Source organism: Duganella alba (assembly GCF_009674495.1).
Classification (GTDB): domain Bacteria; phylum Pseudomonadota; class Gammaproteobacteria; order Burkholderiales; family Burkholderiaceae_D; genus Rugamonas; species Rugamonas alba.
The window spans coordinates 95,427-116,303 of sequence record NZ_WKJN01000020.1; the positions used below are offsets into that span (position 1 = coordinate 95,427).

Here is a 20,877-nt window from a genome sequence, read left to right on the forward strand (position 1 = left end):
AGGCCAGCCCCGTGCTGGCCTTTTGTATTCTCCTCTCTCGCCCTGACAAATCATGACCCGCACCAGCCTCTCCCAACTCGAAGCACGCGACGCCTTCATCGCCCGCCACATCGGCCCTGACGCCGCAGAACAGCAAGCCATGCTGTCGGTCCTCGGCTACGCCACCCGCGCCGCCCTGATCGACGCCATCGTGCCTGCCAATATCCGCAACACGGCGGCCCTGCCGCTGGGCGCCTACACGCAGCCGATGCCGGAAAACGAAGCGCTGAACAAGCTGAAAAAAATCGCGTCGAAGAACAAGGTGCTCAAGTCGCTGATCGGCCAGGGCTACTACAACACGCTGACGCCGAACGTCGTCCTGCGTAACATCTTTGAAAATCCGGCCTGGTACACCGCCTACACGCCATACCAGCCTGAGATTTCGCAAGGCCGCCTGGAAGCAATCCTGAACTTCCAGCAAACCATCACCGACCTGACCGGCATGGGCATCGCCAACGCGTCGATGCTGGACGAAGGCACCGCCGCCGCCGAAGCCATGACGCTGATCCAGCGCGTGAGCAAATCGAAATCGAACGTGTTCTACGTCGCCGACGACGTGCTGCCGCAAACCCGCGAAGTGATCGAAACGCGCGCCAAGCCGCTGGACATCACCGTCAAGACCTTCCACCCGGCCGAACTGGCCAGCGTGGGCGAGTGCTTCGGCGTGCTGCTGCAATACCCTGGCGTGAACGGCAATGTGCGCGACTACAAGGCCGACGTCGAAGCCGTCAAGGCCAAGGGCGCGATGGTGGTTGCCGCCGCCGACCTGCTGGCGCTGACCATGCTGACGCCGCCAGGCGAATGGGGTGCCGACGTCGTTGTCGGCAACTCGCAGCGCTTCGGCGTACCGCTGGGCTTCGGCGGCCCGCACGCCGGCTACATGGCCACCCGCGACGAATTCAAACGCTCGATGCCGGGCCGCCTGGTGGGCGTAACCATCGACGCGCAAGGCAACAAGGCTTACCGCCTGGCCCTGCAAACCCGCGAGCAGCACATCCGCCGCGAAAAAGCCACCTCGAACATCTGCACCGCGCAGGTACTGCTGGCGGTGATGGCGTCGATGTACGCCGTCTACCACGGCCCGCAAGGCCTGCAACAGATCGCCCAGCGCGTGCACCGTCTGACCGGCGTGCTGGCCTCGAACCTGAAAACCCTGGGCTACACCGTCACCAACGACACCTGGTTCGACACCCTGACCGTGGCCGTGAAAAACGCCGAGCAGCTGCACGCATCGGCCCACTCGCACGGCGTCAACCTGCGCGTGATCGACGCTTCGCACGTCGGCATTTCGCTGGACGAAACCACCACCCGCGAAGACATCGCGCTGCTGTGGACCGTGTTCGCGCATCCGGTCGGCGGCCCTGCCCACGGCCCTGATTTCGACACCGTGGAAGCCACCGTTGCCCAATCGTTCCCTGACGCGGTGGCCCGTACCTCGGCCTACCTGAGCCACCCGGTATTCAACCGCTATCACTCGGAAACCGAGATGCTGCGCTACCTGCGCTCGCTGGCCGACAAGGACCTGGCGCTGGACCGCACCATGATCCCGCTGGGTTCCTGCACCATGAAGCTGAACGCCACCAGCGAAATGATCCCGGTCACCTGGCCTGAATTCTCGACCATCCACCCGTTCGCGCCGGAAGCGCAGACTGTCGGTTACCGCGAGATGATCGCGTCGCTGGAAGAGATGCTGTGCGCGGTGACCGGCTACGCCGCCATCTCGCTGCAGCCTAACGCCGGCTCGCAGGGCGAATACGCCGGCCTGCTGGTGATCCAGGCTTACCACCAGTCGCGTGGCGAAGGCCACCGCAACATCTGCCTGATCCCATCGTCGGCGCACGGCACCAACCCGGCATCGGCCAGCATGGTCGGCATGCAGGTGGTGGTTACCGCCTGCGACGAAAACGGCAACGTCGACCTGGCCGACCTGAAAGCCAAGGCCGAGCTGCACTCGAAGAACCTGGCCTGCGTCATGGTCACCTACCCTTCGACCCACGGCGTGTTTGAAGAAGGCATCCGCGAGCTGTGCGAGATCATCCACAGCCACGGCGGTCAAGTGTACGTCGACGGCGCCAACATGAATGCACTGGTCGGCGTGGCCGCGCCGGGCGCGTTCGGCGGCGACGTCTCGCACCTGAACCTGCACAAAACCTTCTGCATTCCGCACGGCGGCGGCGGCCCGGGCGTCGGCCCGATCGGCGTTGGCGCGCACCTGGCCAAGTTCCTGCCGAACCAGCGTTCGAACGGCTACATCCGCGACAACGCCGGCATCGGCGCCGTCTCGGCCGCGCCATACGGCTCGGCATCGATCCTGCCGATTTCGTGGATGTACATCGCCATGATGGGCGCGGAAGGCCTGACCGCCGCGACCGAAACCGCGATCCTGAACGCCAACTACATCGCCCGTCGCCTGTCGCCGCACTTCCCTGTGCTGTACTCGGGCCACGACGGCCTGGTGGCGCACGAGTGCATCATCGACCTGCGTCCGCTGCAGGATGCCACCGGCATCAGCAACGAAGACGTGGCCAAGCGCCTGATGGACTTCGGCTTCCACGCGCCGACCATGTCGTTCCCCGTGCCGGGCACGCTGATGATCGAGCCGACCGAGTCGGAATCGAAAGTCGAGATGGACCGCTTCATCGACGCCATGATCGCCATCCGCGGCGAGATCGCCAAAGTGGAAAGCGGCGAGTTCGACAAACTGAACAACCCGCTGAAGTTCGCGCCGCACACCGCCGAAGTGCTGACGGCCGACGTCTGGGACCGCAAGTACTCGCGTGAAGTGGCGGCTTATCCGCTGCCATCGCTGCGCAAGCAGAAGTACTGGCCGCCGGTCGGCCGTGCCGACAACGTCTACGGCGACCGTAACCTGTTCTGCGGCTGCGCACCGATCAGCGACTACGAATAATCTCGTTTCGCCCGCAAGAGCCCGGCCGCGCGCCGGGCTTTTTTTTATTTAAATCGTTTGACACGCTGACACCTGTCAGATATTCTTTACACATGAAATCTAAACATCTCACAGGCGATCAGTTGCTGGCGGCGCTCTCGGCGCTGTCGAATCCGCATCGCTTGCGGGTGGTGGCGGCGCTGGCGGCTGGTGGACGCAATTACGTCAGCCAGCTGGCGCGCGAGTTGAATATCAGCCGCCCATTGCTGCACCTGCATTTGCAGAAGCTGGAAGAAGCGGGCCTGGTCACCAGCCAGCTGGAATTGTCGGCCGACGGCAAGGCGCTGAATTTTTTCGAGGCCGCACCGTTCGCCATCGACCTCACCCCGGCCATGATCGCCGAAGCAGTACGTACCCTGACCACCAATCCTGAAAAGTAGAGGCTTACGATGTCCGAACATATTTACCTGCTTACCCTGCTGATGCCGCTGGGGACCATCTTCCTCATCTTCTTCCTGCGCTCGCGCACCGCCATCAGGAAGGCGCAGCTGGCGGCCGAGGGTAACGAGGCGTACCGCCAGCTGGCGGAACGCGCCGTCGCCGCGCAGGAGCAAAACGCCGCCGCGCTGGCCGACCTGAAGGTGCGTATCGTCGCCATTGAAAACATCCTGAAGCAAGTCGAGTAATTCCACCCACATCGAGGAGCATCACCATGCCGCAAGTATCGCTGTTTCGCCTGTATTCGCTGAGAGCCGTATATTTGATTATTGCGCTGGGACTGGCGCTGGTGGTGTGGCCGAGCGTGATCCAGCACGCCGAGCCGTGGGGCCTGTCGCAGGGCGTGGTGAAGTGCATGCTGGCCGCCTTCAGCCTGCTGTGCGTGATCGGAATCCGCTATCCGCTGCAAATGCTGCCGGTGCTGTTCTGGGAACTGGCATGGAAGTCGATCTGGCTGCTGATCGTCGCCCTGCCCGCGTGGCAAAGCGGCGCCATGGACGACAGCATCATGGGCACCGCGATGGAATGCATGGTCGCCATCATCATCCCGCTGGCCATGCCATGGCAGTACGTCTACGCCCGCTACATCCAGCAGCCCGGCGACCGCTGGCGCACCGCCTAACTGCGTACCGAGGCCAGACGCAATCGCACCACGCGCGGGCTGCCGGCGAGGCGGTTGGCGTCCGGCGGTTCCGCTCCCTCGTCCAGCTTGAAGATGGCCACCGCCTGTGACAGATACAGCGCCTGCCGCTGCAAGCTGCTGGCGGCGGCAGCGGCCTGCTGCACCAGCGCCAGATTCTGCTGCGTCACCTGATCCAGGCTGACGATCGCCTGCTGCACGCCCAATACGCCCTGCGCCTGCTGGGCGCTGGCGTCGCCGATCTGGCTGATGATGTCGCCGACCCGGCGCACGGTTGAGACAATTTCCGCCATGCTGCCGCCGGCTTCCTCCACCGAGCGCGTGCCGTTGTCGATGTGGGCCACCGATTCTTCCATCAGCAGCCGGATTTCCTGCGCCGCCGACGTCGAGCGCTGGGCCAGCGTGCGCACCTCGCCCGCAACCACGGCGAAGCCCTGCCCCTGCTCGCCCGCGCGCGCCGCCTCCACCGCCGCGCTCAAGGCCAGCATATGCGTCTGCACGGCCAGGCCGTCGATGACGCCGACGATTTCCACCACCCGCCGCGAGCTGCCGCGAATCGACGCCATGGTCACCACCAGCCGCTGCACCACGTTGCCGCCGCGCGCGGCGAAGCTGTTCGCGCATTGCGCCAGCTGGCCCGCCAGTTCGGCGTGTGTGGCCGCTTCCGACACCTGCACGCCAAGCTGCCGCGCCGCGCCGCCGGCTTCCTCCAGCGTGCCGGCCTGCGTGTAGCTGCGCCGCGTCAGCGCTGAATTACCCTGGGCGATATCGCGCGCGGCGCGGTCGATCGACTGCGCCGACGCCAGAATGGTTTTCAAGGTGGTGTTCAGGTTGCGGATGCTGGTGTCCAGCGCGCGCGAGGTGTCGGCGATTTCGTCCTTGCCGTAGACGCGCTGGCGCACCGTCAGGTTGCCCTCGGCCAGATCCACCGCCGCCGCGCCGATCTCGCGCACGTCCTTCAGCATGGCGTTGCGCACGGCCATGGTCACCAGCAGGGACAAGGCAATCGACAGCGCCACGATGATCGGCATCCACGTCGACAGGATGCGGAAGTCGCTCTCGGCATCGGCATAGGCGCGCTCGCTCAACGACTGTTCCAGCCTGGCCAGTTCCTCCAGCCGCAGCGCCACCACGTCGAACGCCCGCTCGGCCTTGGCCATGGCGTTGGCGGCGATCGACTGATCGGCCATGGCCAGCTCGATCACATCTTCCATCGCCTTCACATATACCGCATGCGCGGCCTGCGACTGCACTACGAAGCGCCGCTCGGCCGGACTCGATTGCGTCGCCATTTCCAGTTGCGCGAACTGGCGGTCCAGCGCCGCGTGGCGCAGGTGCAGGTCGCGCACCAGCGCATCCACGCGCGGCGCCGAGAAGCTGCCGCTGATCCAGGTCAGCAACTGATAGATTTCGGTATGCGCCTTGTGTGCGCTGGCGACCAGGTCGGCCGCCGCCTTCAGCCGCACGGCGCGCTGCTGCACGATGTTGTCGAGCGACTGGTTCTGCCGCAGCAGGCCCAGATAGGCGCCGGCCGACAGCACGATCAGCAGGATCAGCACCACGCCCGGCGCCAGCAACAGCTTGGGCCCGATGCGCAGCCTGCCGAGCATTTGTTGGAGTAAATGCAGCACGGCAGCTCAGCGCGAGCAGATGCCGGCGTGCGGCGCTTTCAGCGGGTTCTTGTTGAGCCGCGCTATGCAGCGCGTCAGCAAAGCGATTATGATCCAAGCACGCATAATTCCCCCCGGCAGCTAGAACCTGTAATCTACGCTGGCTGCCGCAAGGCAATCTTGCGCTCGGTCAATCCGCACAAAGTAACAACAGGAGCAACATGAAAGCATCGATCAAGGCCGCCCTCATTTCCGCTTTGCTGTTTCCCGGACTGGGACACCTGGCATTGCGGCCGCGCCGCACCGGGCGCGGCATGCTGTTCCTGCTGCCGACCGCCGCCGCCGCGCTGTATTTGCTGAGCACCATGCTCAACCTGGTCTACCAATTGCAGGACGAACTCGACAGCGGCAAGCTGGCGCTCGACCCGGTCGCCATCCTGCAGCGCGTCCACGCGGCCGGTGTCGACAACGCCGCCACCAACCTGGCGGCGGCCGTGCTGCTGGTCGGCTGGATCGGCGCGCTGCTGGACGTGCTGTGGCTGGGCAAGCGCGACTAGGCCGCCAGGCGCCCGGCCGGCAGCACCGGCGGCAAGGCCATCAGCTTGCGCCAGGCCAGCGTCACGCGAACCACAGCGCCGATGCCCAGCAGGCATCCGGTCTGATACCACGGGAAGGTGGACTGAATCCGGTTCAACACCAGCGCGACAAGAAAGCCCAGGACAATCAGCATCAGCAGCAGGCTGCGGTTGAGACCGCCCGTATGCGGACGCTTGACGGCGTAGTTGTCCAGCAGTGAAGTGGCGCTCCAGAGGATGGCCATGGCGATGGTGAAGTTAATGCCGCGCAGGGCGAGATGGCCCAGCATGAAGGAATCCAGGCAGGCGGCGCAGACCACCGAGGCCAGCCATACACCCAGGAAGCGGCGCAGCAGCATCTGTCCCAGCAGGCGATTGATGCGGGCGCCGGCCGGCGCGCCGGGCGTCATCAGATACAGTCGCTGTTCGGCGCCGTGGCGGGTGATGCTGTCGGCGACGCTGGTTACGTACATGCCCGCCACACCCAACATGATCATCCCGGTCCACGGCAGCACCACCTTGTTGCCGCCATCAATCATCGTATAGAGCACCGGCAGCAGCGCCAGCACCGTCGCCAGCAGCAAAAAGATGAGGTTGCCGCCGCCATGCGCTGCGGGGCCCAGCACATGCATCATCACGCGTTCCGGCCGCGTGCCGGCCCGGCTGTCGCGCCGCAACGCAACGCCATAGAAGGTACGCAACAGCTGCTGCCAGCGTGTCGGCAACTGGACGGCCGACGCAGGCGGCGCGTTGCCGTGCAGCGCCGCCTGGCATTTGGAAAAATGGTGATACCAGGCCCAGTGCCGGTCGCCGCCCTGTGGCAGCAGCTGGACCAATCCCCAGCCGATCAGCGGCAGGAGCAGCAGCATGCCGGCGACGGTCACCAGCGGCTCGTACAAGACCTCGATCAAGCCCTGCAGGGTATTGAAGGCAAACTGCACGCCGAAGGGAATCAACAACGCCATTCCCCATGCCAGCATGTTGAACCGTTGCGTCAGGATGGCCACCGTCGTGATCAGGGTGGCGGCCAGCAGGCCATAACCGCCGTGACCGAAAGCGCAATGCGCAATCAGGGCAAACACCAGCGTGTTGGCGGCATACAGCGCGGCGGTCAGCCAAATCAGGCGCTGGCGCAGGTGCGGCACCAGGCAGGAGAGTTCCGGCCGGTTCTGCTTGACGGCGCTGCGGACGAAAGCGCCGCACCACATCTGGCACATCCCCCACAGCACGCACACCATCAGCACCTTGTAGAGACCGAAACGATTGGTGTTGTGCATGATGAGCAGAAACCCCTCGGTGCCGAGAAGCGCCAGACTCATGCGCTTCATGGAACGGTAACTGGCCACGTCATTGAGCACTTGCGCCAGCAACTGGACGTAGCCACGACGGACGGCGGCGTTCACTTGGTCACCTCGACAAACAAGTCTTCCAGGCTGAGATTTTTTCCCTCCAGTAAATCATCCAGCGCGCCTTGCAGGACGATTTTGCCGCCTTGCAGGAAAGCCACATCCAGCGCCACCCGCTCCAGGTCGGACAGGATGTGGGTGGAGAAAATCACCGTGGTGTCGCGCTCGATGACGTCGTTGATCAGTTCCTGCAGAAAATCGCGGCGGCCGATCGGGTCCAGGCTGGCGACCGGCTCATCGAGCACCAGCAGCCGGGGATCGTGGGCCAGCGCGCGGATGATGGACAGGCGCTGCCGTTCGCCGCCGGACAGCGTGCTGATCTGTTTGCGGGCGGCGTCGCCGTGAAAGCCCCAGCGTTGCATCAGGCCGTCCACCTTGGCCTGGTTCCAGTGCGGATAGAGCGCCTTGAAATAGTCCAGAAGTTGCAAGGGCGTCAACCATTCGAACAAATCGGATTTCTGTGGCACGTAGCCGATCTGGGCGCGGACGGCGTCGTTGAGCGCCGTGGCGGGCTGGCCGAACAGCGTGCTGCTGCCGGCCTCGACATCGCGCAGGCCGAGCAAACATTCCAGCAGCGTCGATTTGCCGGCGCCATTGCGGCCTAATAAACCAATGACCTTGCCCTGTTCAATCGACCAATTCACACCCTGCAACACCTGCTGCTTGCCGAAGTTTTTATGTAAATTGGCGATCTCGACGACATAAGGCTTCATTTATTTTCTCCAAGAATATTCTTAAATAGTTTTAAAACAGCTTCATCATCCAGCCCCAATTGACGCGCTTCGATGGCGGCGCGTTCCAGCGTGGGTCTCAACAGTTTTTCTTTTCCTTGCGTTTTTTCGCCATCGGCCACCAGCATGCCAACACCGCGTGCGCGCGTTAATAAACCTTCGGTTTCCAGCATGTTATAAGCCTTGGAAACTGTCATGGGATTGACCGCCAATACCAGTGCCACTTCACGCACGGACGGCAATACATCGCCGGGTTTCAAGACGGCGGCCGCAATTAACCGCCGCACCTGCTCGATTAACTGGCGATAAATAGGATCGGACGACCCGGTCGCTATCGAGAACATTGAAGCCGTATGCGCAGCCATGAGAGCCATATTAGTGTATTAGTTGATTAATACAGTAAACATGATCAGCGGCGTTGTCAAGCAGTGTTTTCGTTCCACACCAGGAGTTGGCGGGAACGCGCCAATTGTTGGCTTGGTTGCCTGGCGCTGCGTGTGCTGCCGAACGTGCACGGCATGGGCAAACTGCTTATACTGGGCGCATGAGAATCGCTACCTTCAACGTCAATGGCATCGGCGCCCGTCTCCCCGCCCTGCTGCAATGGCTGAATGAGACCCAACCGGATGTCGTCTGCTTGCAGGAATTAAAAGCGCCGCAGGAGAAATTCCCCGAAGCCGCGATTAACGACGCCGGTTATCAGGCCATTTGGCACGGACAGAAAAGCTGGAATGGCGTGGCCATATTGGCACGTGGCCAGAAGCCGATTGAAACCGGTCGTGGACTGCCCGGCGATCCGGACGACGTTCAAAGCCGGTATATTGAGGCGATAGTCGATGGTATATTAATCGGCGGATTATATCTGCCGAATGGCAATCCGGCGCCCGGCCCGAAATTCGATTACAAGCTCAAATGGTTTGACAGGCTGCACACGCATGCCGCCAGATTATTGGACAGCGGCGCACCGGTAATATTGGCGGGCGATTTCAACGTCATGCCGACCGAGCTGGATGTATATAAACCGGAGCGCTGGGTGGACGATGCCTTATTCCGTCCCGAGGTGCGCGAGGCTTATCACAAGCTGCTCGCACAGGGCTGGACCGATGCGTTGCGCACCATGCATCCGGGCGAAAAGATTTATACGTTCTGGGATTATTTCCGCAATGCTTACGGCCGCGACGCCGGCCTGCGCATCGACCATCTGCTGCTGAGTCCTGCCCTGGCGCCGGCGCTGACAGCCGCCGAAGTCGACCGCGATGTGCGCGGCCGCGAGAAGCCCAGCGACCACGCACCAACATGGGTCGAGCTGGATCTGAAAAAGATCAGCTAATCCGGGGTCAGGTCCCTCATTTCTACATGAGCTCTGCCCTAGCCGTGGCTAGCGCAGAGCTCGTGTAGAAATGAGGGACCTGACCCCGGGTTTTAGACCAGCTTGGCCGAGTGTTCGCGGGTGGCGTGGAATTGCAGTTTCGGCCAGCGTTCCTGCGTCAGGCGCAGGTTGACGCCCGATGTGGCCAAATAAGCCAGGTTGCCGGCGGCGTCGTAGGCGACGTTGTGACCCAATTGGTCCTCGAAGTCGGACAGGGCTTTCTTGTCGTCGCTCGACACCCAGCGCGCGCTGCTGATGCTGGTGCCTTCGAAGACCGCATCGACGCCGTATTCGTTCAACAGACGGCTAGCCACCACTTCAAACTGCAGCACGCCGACCGCGCCCAGCACCAGCTCGCCACCCTGCACCGGCTTGAAGACCTGCACCGCGCCCTCTTCGCCCAGCTGCTGCAAACCTTTGTGCAGCTGCTTGATTTTCAGCGGATTGCGGATGCGCACCTGGCGGAAGAAGTCCGGCGCGAAGAACGGGATGCCGGTGAAGGTCAACTGCTCGCCTTCGGAGAACGAGTCGCCGATCTGCATGTTGCCGTGGTTCGGCAGGCCGATGATGTCGCCGGCATACGCTTCCTCCACCTGTTCGCGGGTCGAGGCCATGAACGTCACCACCGACGATACCTTCACTTCGCGGCCCAGGCGCAAATGCTTGACCTTCATGCCGCGCTCGAAACGGCCAGAACACACGCGCAGGAAGGCGATGCGGTCGCGGTGCGCCGGGTCCATATTGGCCTGGATCTTGAACACGAAACCGGTGAACGGTTCTTCCTTCGGATCGACCGCACGCACGGTGGCGTCGCGCTCGCGCGGCGCCGGCGCCCAGTCGACCAGCGCCGACAAGATCTCGCGCACGCCGAAGTTGTTGATCGCCGAACCGAAGAACACCGGCGTCTGCACGCCGGCCAGGAATTCTGCCAGGTCGAACGGGTGCGAGGCGCCCTTGACCAGTTCCACTTCCATGCGCAACTGGTCCATCTCCAGCGGGAACATTTCCTGCAGGCGTGGATTGTCGATGCCTTCAAGGATCTCGAACGCGCCGTCGGCCTTCTCTTCGCCGGCCTTGAACAGCATGATGGTGTCGTTCAGCAGGTGGTACACGCCGCGGAAGTTCTTGCCCATGCCGATCGGCCAGGTCACCGGCGCGCACTGGATCTTCAGCACCGATTCCAGCTCGTCCAGCAGTTCCAGCGGATCGCGGGTCTCGCGGTCCATCTTGTTCATGAAGGTGACGATCGGCGTGTTGCGCATGCGGCAGACGTCGAGCAGCTTGATGGTCTGCGCTTCCACGCCCTTGGCGGCGTCGATCACCATCAGCGCCGAGTCGACCGCCGTCAGCACGCGGTAGGTATCTTCCGAGAAGTCCTGGTGGCCCGGCGTATCGAGCAGGTTGACCACGTGGTCGCGGAATTCGAACTGCATCACCGACGAGGCCACCGAAATGCCGCGCTGCTTCTCGATCTCCATCCAGTCCGAGGTCGCGTGGCGGCCCGATTTACGGGCCTTGACGGTGCCCGCCATCTGGATCGCGCCCGAGAACAGCAGCAGCTTTTCGGTCAGCGTGGTTTTACCCGCATCCGGGTGGGAGATGATGCCGAAGGTGCGGCGGCGCTGCACTTCGCGGGCGATCAGCGCCGGCGTCCTGGCGCTGGCGGCCGAGGCGCTGTCGTCGTTGCTGTCGGGAGTTACGTTTTCGTTATCGTTGACCATGTATGAGCGATCTGAGGCGGTTCTGCAAACCCTCGATTATACCGGCTCTTGGCCCCGCCGACAGCAACTTATTCCCCCTGCACGCGCCGCCAGCCGACCCGGTGCGCCTCGGCCGACTTCCCTTCCTGCAAATTGTTGTTCTTGGTGATGCCGGTGGCCAGCGTGCTGGTCGAGATCAGCTGGCCGTTCTGCAGGCGGAAGATGGTGAAACCGACCGCCGCCGAGTCCGACGACAGGATGACGCCGGCCGGCGTATTCGGCAGCGCCGTGCCGGTGCAGACGTCGACCTGGTAGATGTTGCTGGTGCCGCCCACCGAGCAGGCCGACGTCGAGGATGGCAGGTTGGTCACCACGTTGGCCACGCCGCTGACGATCTGCGGGTCCAGGTTCATGCGCTCGCCCGGCGTCACGCTCCAATCGAAGAACCAGCCGTCCTTCTGGCTCAGGTCGACCGGGTTGCTGGTCAGCGCGAAACTGATGTTGCTGCTGTCGCCGACCTGGCTCAGGGTCTGCTGCACCATGCTGGCGCCGCGCACGTTGATGGTGGCGCCGCTGTCCTTGAGCAGCATCAGGCTCTGGACGTCGGTGTTGGTGGTGTCCGGCACGTCGAGCAGGCGGCCGCTGCCGAACAGCACCACGCGCTGGGCGGTGGTGGCGCTGCTGGTGACGCCGTTGTCGGTGCTGCTGGTGGTCATGGCGCACAGCGTCACGTCGGGCCGGGTGGTGATCGGCTTGCTGGTGCCGGCGTCGCCCATCTTGACCACCGGCACGGTGGCGCCGGTGGCGTCGGTCAGGTCGAAGCGCCACATGCGGCCGTTGATGTCGCCGCCGTAGATGTAGGTGGTGGTCGGATCCAGGTTGGGATCGCTGCTGATGCCGGTGATCTTGGCCAGGCCGGATGGCGTGGTGGTGTCGCCGGTCAGGTTCGAGACTTTCTTGAGCACGGCGCCGGTGGCGACGTCGACGATGTACAGAATGCCCTGGCCGCTGCCGGTGGCGACGCCGTCGGTACCCGGCACATTGTTGTAGCCGGAGGTCAGGAACACCACCCACTGGTTGTTCCACAGGCCGAATTGCGGATTGCCGAAGGTCAGGCCGAGGTCCGGATCGTTGCGGCTGCACACGGTGGAATCGGCGCAGAATTCCCACAGCGCCACCGGATTGATGGGGTCGGTGACGTCAATCGCATAGTAGCCGCGGCCGCCGCCGTTGAGACCGGCCACCAGCACGGTTTTCCAGACGCCGCCGATCTGCACGTCGCCCAGCTCGGGCGAGCCGTCGGTGGTGAACTGGTGATTGGTGCCGTAGGTGATGCTGGCCTGCAGGTACAGCTTTTTCATCGTGATGCGCGGCATATAGGCCCAGCGCTCGGTGCCGTTGCTGGCGTCGAAGGCGTGCAGCATGCCGTCATTGGCGGCGGTGAACACCGTGGCCGGACGGGGGCGGGTCAGCGTGTCGTTTTTGAAGTCGGCATAGCCGGCGCGCGTGTAATTCTTGCGCGCGTCGCGCAGATAGGCCGGCTTGGACGAGGCGATGTCGCCCAGCAGGATCGGAATCGCGTTGCTCTGGCCAGGCGGCGTGTGGTCGGTCAGCGTGTAGGCGCGGAACAGGCGGTCGTCGGCATAGGTCTGGGCGCCGCGCAGCCAGTTGACCAGGTTGACGCCGTTGTTGACGGTGTCGCGCTCGGTGCTGTTCAACAGCGTGCACTGCGCCAGCGCCGTGCACTTGTTGCTGAACCAGCCCTTTTCCAGCGTGCTCATGGTGTTGAAGTTGACTTCCTTCAGCGTGTTGTTGCTGGTGTCGAGCATCTTGATGCTGCGGCCGTCCGGGCCGGTGGCGCCGATGTTGCGGCCCACCGTGTCGGAACTGGTCCAGGTGGTGGCGCCGATTTCGCCGGTCGAGGTGTTGATTTTCTTGGCCGCCAGTTCGCCGTACCATTTCACGGTGGTGAAGGTATCGGCGAAGATGTCGTTGTCGGCCAGCGAGATATTCGGCGTCGAGGTGGCCGCCGCCGCCGCCGCGCCGAGGCGGATCTGCATGTTCGACAGCGCTTCGCTGAGGCCGGCCACCACTTCCTTCGGCTGCGAGGCGCTGAAGTACTTGCCGTGGCCGTTGACGGCCGCGTGCCACAGATCGTCCACCCGCTCCTGCACCGTGTTGCCGGTGTTGGTCACGTCCGGATTCGGCCACACATACGGGCCGTTGTTGTTCCACGGGCAGCCGGTGGCCAGGCGCGTGATGAGGTTGTAGTAGTCGCCGCCGATCTTGCGCGCGCTGGTATCGTAATTGGGGTCGTAGTTCATGACGCCGTCCACGCCCAGGCCCAGCGTGTAGGTGTTCATGTGCAGGTGGGTGTTTTCGCCCGAGCGCGCCGGCACCGAGCCGGGCTTGCTCATATTCGGTTCCAGCGCCGGCCGCAGCGACACGGTGCCGGTGCTCGAGCCGCCGTTGTACCAGTGCAGCGCCACGTCCGCCAGCGACGGCTGGCTTTGCGCCCGGGTGTCGGTGCAGCCGCCGGTATAGCTGCAGAAGCGCGAAACGCTCTCGGCATTGTCGTTGTTCACCACCGCCGGGAAGCCGCTGCCGTAGTCCTTGGTCGAACCGCCGTTCCAGTAACCGTCGGTGGTCAGGATCACGAAGTTCTGCTGGCACGGATACTGCACCACTTCCTGGCCGGCGGCGTACTCGTAGGGTGTCTGGTTGGCGAACATGCGGCCCAGATTGTCGAGCGCCGGCCGGGTCGGCGTCGATCCCGAGGTGGTGGTGGCGTACAGCTTGGTGTACCAGGTGCTGCGCGAGGTGCCGGTGAAATCGGCCGGCACCATTTCCATGGCGCCGCCGGTGGCCGCCACCGACAGCTTGGCGAAGCCGACCTTGTAATTGGCGGTCAGCGTCGAGAAGGCCCGTCCCACCGAGGTCTTCATCATTTGCAGGCGGGTCTTGTAGTAGACGTACCAGTTGGCGAAGTTGGTCATTTCCTCCTGGTAGGTGCAGACGCCGGCCTGCGCCACGCAGTCGGTGCGCTCGCTGGCCCGCGGATAGGTCTTGCCGGTCACGATGTCGACGCGGACAAAGCTGCTCGGGCCGGTCGAGCCGCCCGACATCGGCGCCGTCACGGTCGGAATCGCGTCGATGAAGCCGCTGCTCTTGGTGGCGCTGAAGGTCAGGCCGGTGACGCCGGTCGCGGACGGCACCTGGTTGATGGCCGTGGTCGCCACATTCACCAGGCAGACCGTGCTGTTGCTGGCGGCCTGGCAGATATCGGTGACGTTGCTGCCGCCGACATAGCCGCGCACGTCGGCGGTGGTGCCGATGGCGGTGGCGATGGCGCTGGCCGCCGCGGCGGCGCTGGCGCGGCGGCTGATCGAAACGTTGCTGGCCAGCGTCACGGAGTCGAGCTTGATGGTGGTGGTCGAGGCGTTGGTGGCCGTGCCGCTGACAGCCAGCAGCGCGGTGGGCGGCACGATGGCCGGCGGCGCGGCGGTCACCGTCAGTCCGTAGCCGGAGCGCGAGGCATCGAAGATGCGCGGGCAGTTGGCGGCGTTCTTCGGCGTGCTGGTGCAGTCGACCGCCACCACCCCGACGATGTTGTCGGCGCTGAGCGTGATGCCGAGGCTGGCGCAGGTCGGCACGTTGCCGACCCCGCTAGGCGTGCGCACGCAGGCCATGTAGCGCAGCGCCGAGGTGTCGGTGCTGGTGGTGGCCGTGTTGTTGTTGATGTTGCTGGCCAGGGCGCTGGCGAAGGCCTGGCTCTTGGCGGCGGTGTTGGTGCCGTTGGATGCCGTGACGGCCCCCGAGGTCAGCGCCACGCTGGTGCCGCCTTCGTTGATGCTGACACCGCTGATCGCCAGCGCGCCGGCGCCCATCGAGGCATTGATGGCGATGGTGGCATAGGCCGCCACCGATCCGGCCGAGGTCGAATAGCGCGGATACTTGAACGCCCCCACCTGCTTGGCCTGGCAGGTGTTGAGCGTCTTGTCGCTGCACCAGCGCACCTTGACCGGCACCGGGTAATTCGGCGGGGCCGCCGCGCCCGCCGAGGTGGTGCGGCAGACGGTCATGGTGTCGTCGGTGCAGTACTCGGTCACGCCGATGGTGTAGTAGTACGGCGCGCCGTAGATCACGCTGGCCGAGGTATGGGTGGCGTCGGGATAGGTGTAGGTGGTGGTGTTGCTGCCGCAGTCCCGGCTGTTGTTCGGATTGCACCAGAGCAGGTCGGGAAAGCCGGTCAGCAGGTTGACCGACGACGACGAACTGCTGGCGGTGCCGCCCAGGGTGCTGTAGCGGACGCCGAAACCGTCGTTGCTGACATTGGTAAACGTGGTCTGCGACGGATAGAACGTGCCGTCGGCGCGTACCGGCACCGCGTACACGATGGCCGGGTTGTAGTACTGCTTGTTGAAGTCGGCCGTCATGTACGGCGGATGGCCGGGCTGGCAGCTGACCGCGCTGGCGGCCAGCGTGGCGCCGCCGCGGCAGATGGCGTCGTCGACATAGTCGGGCGTGTAGGCCTGGTCCATCGAGCCGGAATTATCGAACAGCAGCATCAGGTTGGGCTTGACGGTGCCGGTGCCCTGGATGTTCAGCAGCGGCACCTGGGCGATCTGGGTCTGGGCCGCGAAGGCGGCGGCCGAGGCCAGCAGCATCAGGCTCAACAGGGCGCGGCGGCCCAGCGTGGACAGGGAGGAGTTCATGGTTGTTCCATTGTAAAAACCGGCCTCACGGGCCCATCATCACCACCGACTGCACCACCACGTTGCCGCCGCGCGGCCCGAAGATGCGCGCGGTGATCACGTAATGCAGTTGCGGCTGGCCGTCGTACAGCGGCGCGTTCTGCGACAGGCTGGCGCCGAGCGGCGTCGGCGCCGCCACGCCCTGCTTGGCCGCGCTCAGCATGCAGCTGTTGGCGACCGGCGTGGTGGCGTTGTAGGTGCCGGCAAAATTGCACAGGCGGTGGATCACGTATTCGACGCGGCTGCCGCCGCCGACCGGGTCCTTGAAGACCGAGCCGGTCCAGAACGCCGGCGTGCTCACGGTCCAGCCCGGATTCATGGTGGCGACATAGCCGTTGGCCGGGCTGTTGGCCACCAGCAGCGGCTTGGTGGCCGGCTGCGCCAGCCAGTCGAAGGCCGCGTGCACGCCGAGGTCGGCTTCCTTGCTGAGCGCGGCGTCATAGGCCAGGTTGGTCACCGTCAGCGTGGTCGAGGTGCTGGCGCGCAGCAGGTAGATGCTGCCAATCAGCATCACGGTCAGCATGATCAGGATCACCGGCAGGGCGATGCCGCGCTGGCGCGGTTGGCGCGGTTGGACGGGTGGCCGCATCATGGCCGCCATTGCGCGTTGCGCACCGGGACCACGGTTTCGAACACCCGGTAGGTGTAGCACTGCCAGGCGACCGGGTCGTCGGCGACGGCGACGTTGACGCTCACCTGCACCGCCGCCGCGCCGCCCACCGCCGTGTTGAACATGGTTGGCTGCGCGTCGGTCGCATGGCAGTTGCCGTCGCTGCCGGGCCGCGCCGCCGTCTTGCTGCGCGCCACCACCGCCAGCCGCAGCGCCACCACGCGCTGGAAGTCGCCCGGCCCGGCCACGACGCCGTCGCCGTCGGCGTCGATCATGGTGTTGCTCCATTGCGTCAGCTGCACGCCGTTGCCGTTCGGCGGCGGCAGCGGGTTATAGATCGGCACGACGCGCGTGTCCAGGCCGTACTGGGCCTTGATCGAGACGATGTTGTCGGTCACCGACATGCCCTGCGGGCCGGCGCCGGGCAGATCGGTGGCGCGCAGCAGCAAGGTGCCGGCCGACACCGACCAGGTATGGAAGGACAGCAGCGTCGGCGATCCGAGATTGAAGATGCGGCCGCCGCCCTTCGCATAGGCGTGCGCCAGGCCGCTGGCCGGGCCGAAGCGGAAGCCGCCGCCGCTGGCGAGGGCGATCTTGTCGCTGTTCGAGCCCGACTGCATGCCGGCCATCTGCACGATGGAGCAATCCGTATAGCCTGGCGAGGCCGGTTCGGGCACCACCACCAGCACGTCGCCGGCGGCGAAGCCAAACGGCGTCTGGGTGCTGGTCGGCAGTACGGTGGCGCCGACGGCAAGGTCGCCATTGACGCGCAGCGAACCGACGGCGGCGGCCGACTTGCCGGCATACAGCGAGATCACGTCCGACCCGCTGCCGCCGGGCTGGATCACCGCGGCCGCCAGCGGCGTGCGCGCAACGCCGCCCACCGTGATCTGCGCCAGCGCGTAGCCGGCGCTGTCGGCAAAACTGGTGTTGCAGCCGGCCACCAGGGTATCGTTGATACCCCAGCCGGCCTCCGCCGCGTCGTTGCTGATCGAGTACAGCGCCAGCATGCCGTTCTGCATCGAGGCGGAACCGCCGACGGCGCCGTCCTTGGTCTGCTCGCCGCTGAGCACCAGCCGCGTGGCGAACAGGATCGCCAGCATGCCGATCACCACGCTGACCATCAGCTCGACCAGCGAGAAACCGGCGGACCGGCGCGGAAGCGGCAGGCGTCGCATGTCAGGATCCTATATAGGCGGTGAGTTGCTGGCGGATTTCCGCCGCGCCCGCCTTGCGGGTCCAGCGGATGCTGATGTCGACCTGGCTGCGGTGCGGCTGTTGCGTCACCGTCACCGAGAGGATGGCGCCCGGAATCGCGGCGGCGGTCTCCCTGGCCCACGGGCCGATGGTGCTGTTGGGCGTGGCGCCCTCGGCCAGCGCGTAGCTGGCCACGTTGGCGGCGTCGGTGCTGATGGCGCCGACCAGCTTTTCGCAGGCCAGCGTGGCTTCGGCGCGCAGGCCGGCGTCCGACAGCGCCGAGTAGGCGCGCGCCTGCATGCCGATCGCGCCCAGCAGGCCGATGCCGAGGATGACCACGGCGATCATCACCTCCAGCAGCGCGATGCCGCGCTGCGCCGCGCTGTGCCGGCGCCGCATCATGGCGGACAGGCCCGCGCATCGCCGGCCTCGCGGGTGGGATCGCACTGGCTCGGCATGCCGGCCAGCGACACCGTCACCGCGCTGACCGGCACGTCGTGCGCCAAGGCGGTTGCCGGGTCCAGCCGCAACTGGGCCACGCGCGGCTGGATGGTCGGATCGACCCAGCCCAGCGCCGTGTAATAAATCGCGTTGGCGCCTTGCGGCAAGATGCTCGGCGTCAGCACCTCGGTGGGGGGCAAGGCGCTGGCGGCGCGGAACACGGAACGATAGCCGGCGGCGCCCTGCGGGTCGTTGCCGGCGGGTGCGTCAACGGTGGACCAGGAACCGGTGAGGTCATTGCATGGCGAACCGGGAATCGTAAAACAGATGTCGACCTGCCAGTCCATCTGGCCGCTGACGGGATTGACGGTCAGCGTGATGCGGCTGGCGCTGTTGTGGCTGACCGCCTGGCGGCGCGCCAGCGTAAAGCCTTCCCGGTAGAACTCGGCGGCCGAGCGCGCGCGCGTCGCCATCAGCCAGGCGCTCATGCTCGGAATGGCGATGGCCATCAGCACGCCCATGACGACGATGGCGACCATCATCTCGATCAGCGTGAAGCCGCGGCCACGGCTTAGTTGGACGAACATTTCCCGCCCTTGCGGTCGACCCAGCAATCGGTGTTGGTGCCCCAGCCGGACGGGCTGCCGGTGGTGGCGCGGCGGCCGTTCTGGTCCAGCGTGTAGACGAAGCCGCTCATCTTGCCGATGCCGGTGGCGGTCAGCGTGTAGCTCGACGGGCCGGCGTTGCTCAGCGCATAGGTGAAGTTGGCGGTGGCGGCCGGGAAGCCGGTCGCGTTGTTGAAATTGGCGTAGGTGCGGGCGTTCGGCCAGAACTGCTCGGCGGCCGGCTGCGCGGCGCCCAGCGCGGTGAAGGCCTCGGTCAGGCGGCTGCGGGTCACGTAGTCGCCGTACATCGGCAGCGCCACCGCCGTCAGGATGCCGACGATGGCGATGGTGACCAGCAGTTCAATCAGGGTAAAGCCTGCAGGTGCGCGTTTCATGGTGTCCCCGTTTGAGAATGTTGCTCTATGGAGAAAGTATAACGTGCCCGGCTGTCATTTCCCTGAGGAAATGCTGACAAACTCCTGACAAGCGCACAAAGTCAGCTGAATTTGACCGTGAACAGCGCGCCGCGACCACCTGGCGGGGTGGAAATCGCCAGCCTGGCGCCGTGGACCAGCGCGATATCGCGCACGATGGCCAGGCCGAGGCCGCTGCCGTGGGTGGTGTCGTCCAGCCGCACGTAGCGGTTGAAGACTTGCTCGCGCTGCGCCGGCGGAATGCCGGGGCCGTTGTCCTCCACCGTCAGCAGGCCGGCGCGCACGCTGACCGTCACGGCGCCGTGCGGCGGCGTGTAGCGGATGGCGTTGTCGATCAGGTTGTCGATCAGGTCGCGCAGCAGGAAGCGGTCGCCGGTGACGGTGGCCGGCTGCAGGTCGAAGCCGATGTCGATGTGCTTGAGCGTGGCCTGGTCGACAAACGCCTGCACCGCGCCGGCCACCAGCGCATCGAGCGCCAGCGGCTCCAGCCGGGCTTTCTCGAACTGCAGCGGCTCGGCGCGGGCCAGGGCCAGCAGCTGGTTGGTCTGGCGTATCATGCGCTCGGTGGCGGACAGCATCAGGCCGACCGACTGCGCGGTGTCCGGCTCGGCGTGGCGCGCGCCCAGCCATTCGAGCTGGGTCTTGAGGCCGGCCAGCGGCGTGCGCAGCTGGTGCGCGACGTTGGCCAGGAAATCCTGGCGCGCCTGGGCGCCCTCGCCCACCTTGCCCAGCAGGCCGTTGAAGGCCGCCACCACCGGTTCCAGCTCATACGGCACGTCGCCGGTGGCGACCGGCGCCAGGTCGTCGCCGTCGCGCGCATCGAGATCGGCGCGCAGCCGGATCAGCGGGCGCAGGCCGTTGCTGACCGAGAACCAGATCAGCGCCACGCAGGCCAGCGCAAACACGCTTTCCAGCAGCACCAGCGTGCGCAGCACCGCCTCGCGCAGAGGCGGCGCGGCCAGCATGTAGGCCAGCGCGCCGGCCGCCAGGTTCATCAGCAACACCGGCGCAATCAGCCACTTGAGCAGGCGCAGCCGGATGCTGCGGGCGCTCATGCCGCCGGCTCCAGCATGTAGCCGAAGCCGCGGATGGTGCGGATCGAGACGCCGGCGTCGGCGAGCTTCAGCCGCAGCCGCGAAATATAGACTTCCACCGCGTTCAAGGTCAGGTCGTCGCCCCACGGCAGGATGGCGTCGATGATCTGCTGCTTGGACACCACGCGCGACGCGTGCTGCAACAGGTATTCCAGCACCGCCCACTCGCGCACCGACAGCTCGATCACCTTGTCGCCGACGCGCGCGCGCTTGGCCGCCACGTCCAGCGACAGGTCGCCGAGCGCCAGCGCGGCCGCCTGGGGCGCGTGGCGGCGCGCCAGCGCCTT

Annotated in this window: 19 protein-coding genes; 6 read left to right on the forward strand and 13 right to left on the reverse strand. The window is 65.3% G+C overall.

Annotated elements, in window-relative coordinates:
- Positions 1-52 precede the first annotated feature (52 nt).
- The 4 genes from gcvP (at position 53) to GJ695_RS19270 (ending at position 4,046) form a co-directional block, all read left to right on the forward strand.
- Positions 53-2,947, forward strand: a complete 2,895-nt coding sequence (gene gcvP, locus GJ695_RS19255) for an aminomethyl-transferring glycine dehydrogenase (RefSeq protein ID WP_154367530.1) — start codon at positions 53-55, stop codon at positions 2,945-2,947.
- Between the two features lie 92 nt (positions 2,948-3,039).
- Entirely contained in the window at positions 3,040-3,366 is a 327-nt protein-coding gene (locus GJ695_RS19260) for an ArsR/SmtB family transcription factor (RefSeq protein ID WP_154355612.1), read from the forward strand.
- 9 nt (positions 3,367-3,375) lie between these two features.
- The gene (locus tag GJ695_RS19265; protein ID WP_154367532.1) at positions 3,376-3,612 is read left to right on the forward strand and encodes a hypothetical protein; all 237 of its coding nucleotides are present in this window, start codon (positions 3,376-3,378) and stop codon (positions 3,610-3,612) included.
- 26 nt (positions 3,613-3,638) lie between these two features.
- Positions 3,639-4,046: a hypothetical protein gene (locus tag GJ695_RS19270; RefSeq protein ID WP_154367534.1), complete on the forward strand. Its 408-nt coding sequence runs from the start codon at positions 3,639-3,641 to the stop codon at positions 4,044-4,046.
- On the opposite strand, the gene GJ695_RS19275 is transcribed toward GJ695_RS19270, so the two are convergent.
- The gene (locus GJ695_RS19275; RefSeq protein ID WP_371866579.1) at positions 4,043-5,695 is read right to left on the reverse strand and encodes a methyl-accepting chemotaxis protein; all 1,653 of its coding nucleotides are present in this window, start codon (positions 5,693-5,695) and stop codon (positions 4,043-4,045) included. The genes GJ695_RS19270 and GJ695_RS19275 overlap by 4 nt on opposite strands.
- A gap of 200 nt (positions 5,696-5,895) precedes the next feature.
- Here GJ695_RS19275 and GJ695_RS19280 point away from each other — a divergent pair, with 200 nt between their 5' ends.
- Positions 5,896-6,231 carry a hypothetical protein gene (locus tag GJ695_RS19280; protein ID WP_154367536.1) on the forward strand — a complete coding sequence of 112 codons (336 nt, stop codon included), beginning with the start codon at positions 5,896-5,898 and terminating at the stop codon, positions 6,229-6,231.
- Here GJ695_RS19280 and GJ695_RS19285 read toward each other — a convergent pair.
- The 3 genes from GJ695_RS19285 to GJ695_RS19295 are packed head-to-tail and all read right to left on the reverse strand — an operon-like array spanning position 6,228 to position 8,751.
- A complete protein-coding gene (locus tag GJ695_RS19285; protein ID WP_154367538.1) occupies positions 6,228-7,652 on the reverse strand; it encodes a hypothetical protein in 1,425 nt (474 codons plus the stop codon). The genes GJ695_RS19280 and GJ695_RS19285 overlap by 4 nt on opposite strands.
- Positions 7,649-8,368: an ABC transporter ATP-binding protein gene (locus GJ695_RS19290; protein ID WP_154367540.1), complete on the reverse strand. Its 720-nt coding sequence runs from the start codon at positions 8,366-8,368 to the stop codon at positions 7,649-7,651. The genes GJ695_RS19285 and GJ695_RS19290 overlap by 4 nt, the downstream gene beginning before the upstream one ends.
- Entirely contained in the window at positions 8,365-8,751 is a 387-nt protein-coding gene (locus tag GJ695_RS19295) for a GntR family transcriptional regulator (protein WP_154367542.1), read from the reverse strand. Before GJ695_RS19295 ends, GJ695_RS19290 begins: the two co-directional genes overlap by 4 nt.
- A 179-nt stretch (positions 8,752-8,930) precedes the next feature.
- Between GJ695_RS19295 and xth the strand changes: the two genes are divergently transcribed.
- Positions 8,931-9,716 carry an exodeoxyribonuclease III gene (xth, locus tag GJ695_RS19300; RefSeq protein ID WP_154367544.1) on the forward strand — a complete coding sequence of 262 codons (786 nt, stop codon included), beginning with the start codon at positions 8,931-8,933 and terminating at the stop codon, positions 9,714-9,716.
- 92 nt (positions 9,717-9,808) lie between these two features.
- Here xth and GJ695_RS19305 read toward each other — a convergent pair whose 3' ends face one another.
- The 9 genes from GJ695_RS19305 to GJ695_RS19345 form a co-directional block, all read right to left on the reverse strand.
- Positions 9,809-11,476 (reverse strand): peptide chain release factor 3, encoded by a 1,668-nt coding sequence (locus GJ695_RS19305; RefSeq protein WP_154367546.1) that lies wholly within the window; start codon positions 11,474-11,476, stop codon positions 9,809-9,811.
- A 68-nt stretch (positions 11,477-11,544) separates the two neighbouring features.
- Positions 11,545-16,170: a pilus assembly protein gene (locus tag GJ695_RS19310; protein WP_154367548.1), complete on the reverse strand. Its 4,626-nt coding sequence runs from the start codon at positions 16,168-16,170 to the stop codon at positions 11,545-11,547.
- Between the two features lie 25 nt (positions 16,171-16,195).
- Positions 16,196-16,801, reverse strand: coding sequence for a pilus assembly PilX family protein (locus tag GJ695_RS19315; RefSeq protein WP_229260516.1), 606 nt, complete (start codon positions 16,799-16,801; stop codon positions 16,196-16,198).
- Positions 16,798-17,997, reverse strand: coding sequence for a PilW family protein (locus tag GJ695_RS19320; protein ID WP_154367552.1), 1,200 nt, complete (start codon positions 17,995-17,997; stop codon positions 16,798-16,800). Before GJ695_RS19320 ends, GJ695_RS19315 begins: the two co-directional genes overlap by 4 nt.
- A 1-nt stretch (position 17,998) precedes the next feature.
- On the reverse strand, positions 17,999-18,418 hold the full coding sequence (locus tag GJ695_RS19325) for a type IV pilus modification PilV family protein (protein ID WP_154367554.1): 420 nt from the start codon (positions 18,416-18,418) through the stop codon (positions 17,999-18,001).
- Entirely contained in the window at positions 18,415-19,044 is a 630-nt protein-coding gene (locus GJ695_RS19330) for a pilus assembly FimT family protein (RefSeq protein ID WP_154367556.1), read from the reverse strand. Before GJ695_RS19330 ends, GJ695_RS19325 begins: the two co-directional genes overlap by 4 nt.
- Entirely contained in the window at positions 19,029-19,457 is a 429-nt protein-coding gene (locus GJ695_RS19335; RefSeq protein WP_154367557.1) for a type IV pilin protein, read from the reverse strand. The genes GJ695_RS19330 and GJ695_RS19335 overlap by 16 nt, the downstream gene beginning before the upstream one ends.
- Positions 19,458-19,558: 101 nt before the next feature.
- Positions 19,559-20,551 carry a sensor histidine kinase gene (locus GJ695_RS19340; RefSeq protein ID WP_154367559.1) on the reverse strand — a complete coding sequence of 331 codons (993 nt, stop codon included), beginning with the start codon at positions 20,549-20,551 and terminating at the stop codon, positions 19,559-19,561.
- A partial coding sequence (locus tag GJ695_RS19345; RefSeq protein WP_166455403.1) for a winged helix-turn-helix domain-containing protein occupies positions 20,548-20,877 on the reverse strand: 330 nt, incomplete at its 5' end. The genes GJ695_RS19340 and GJ695_RS19345, both read right to left, overlap by 4 nt.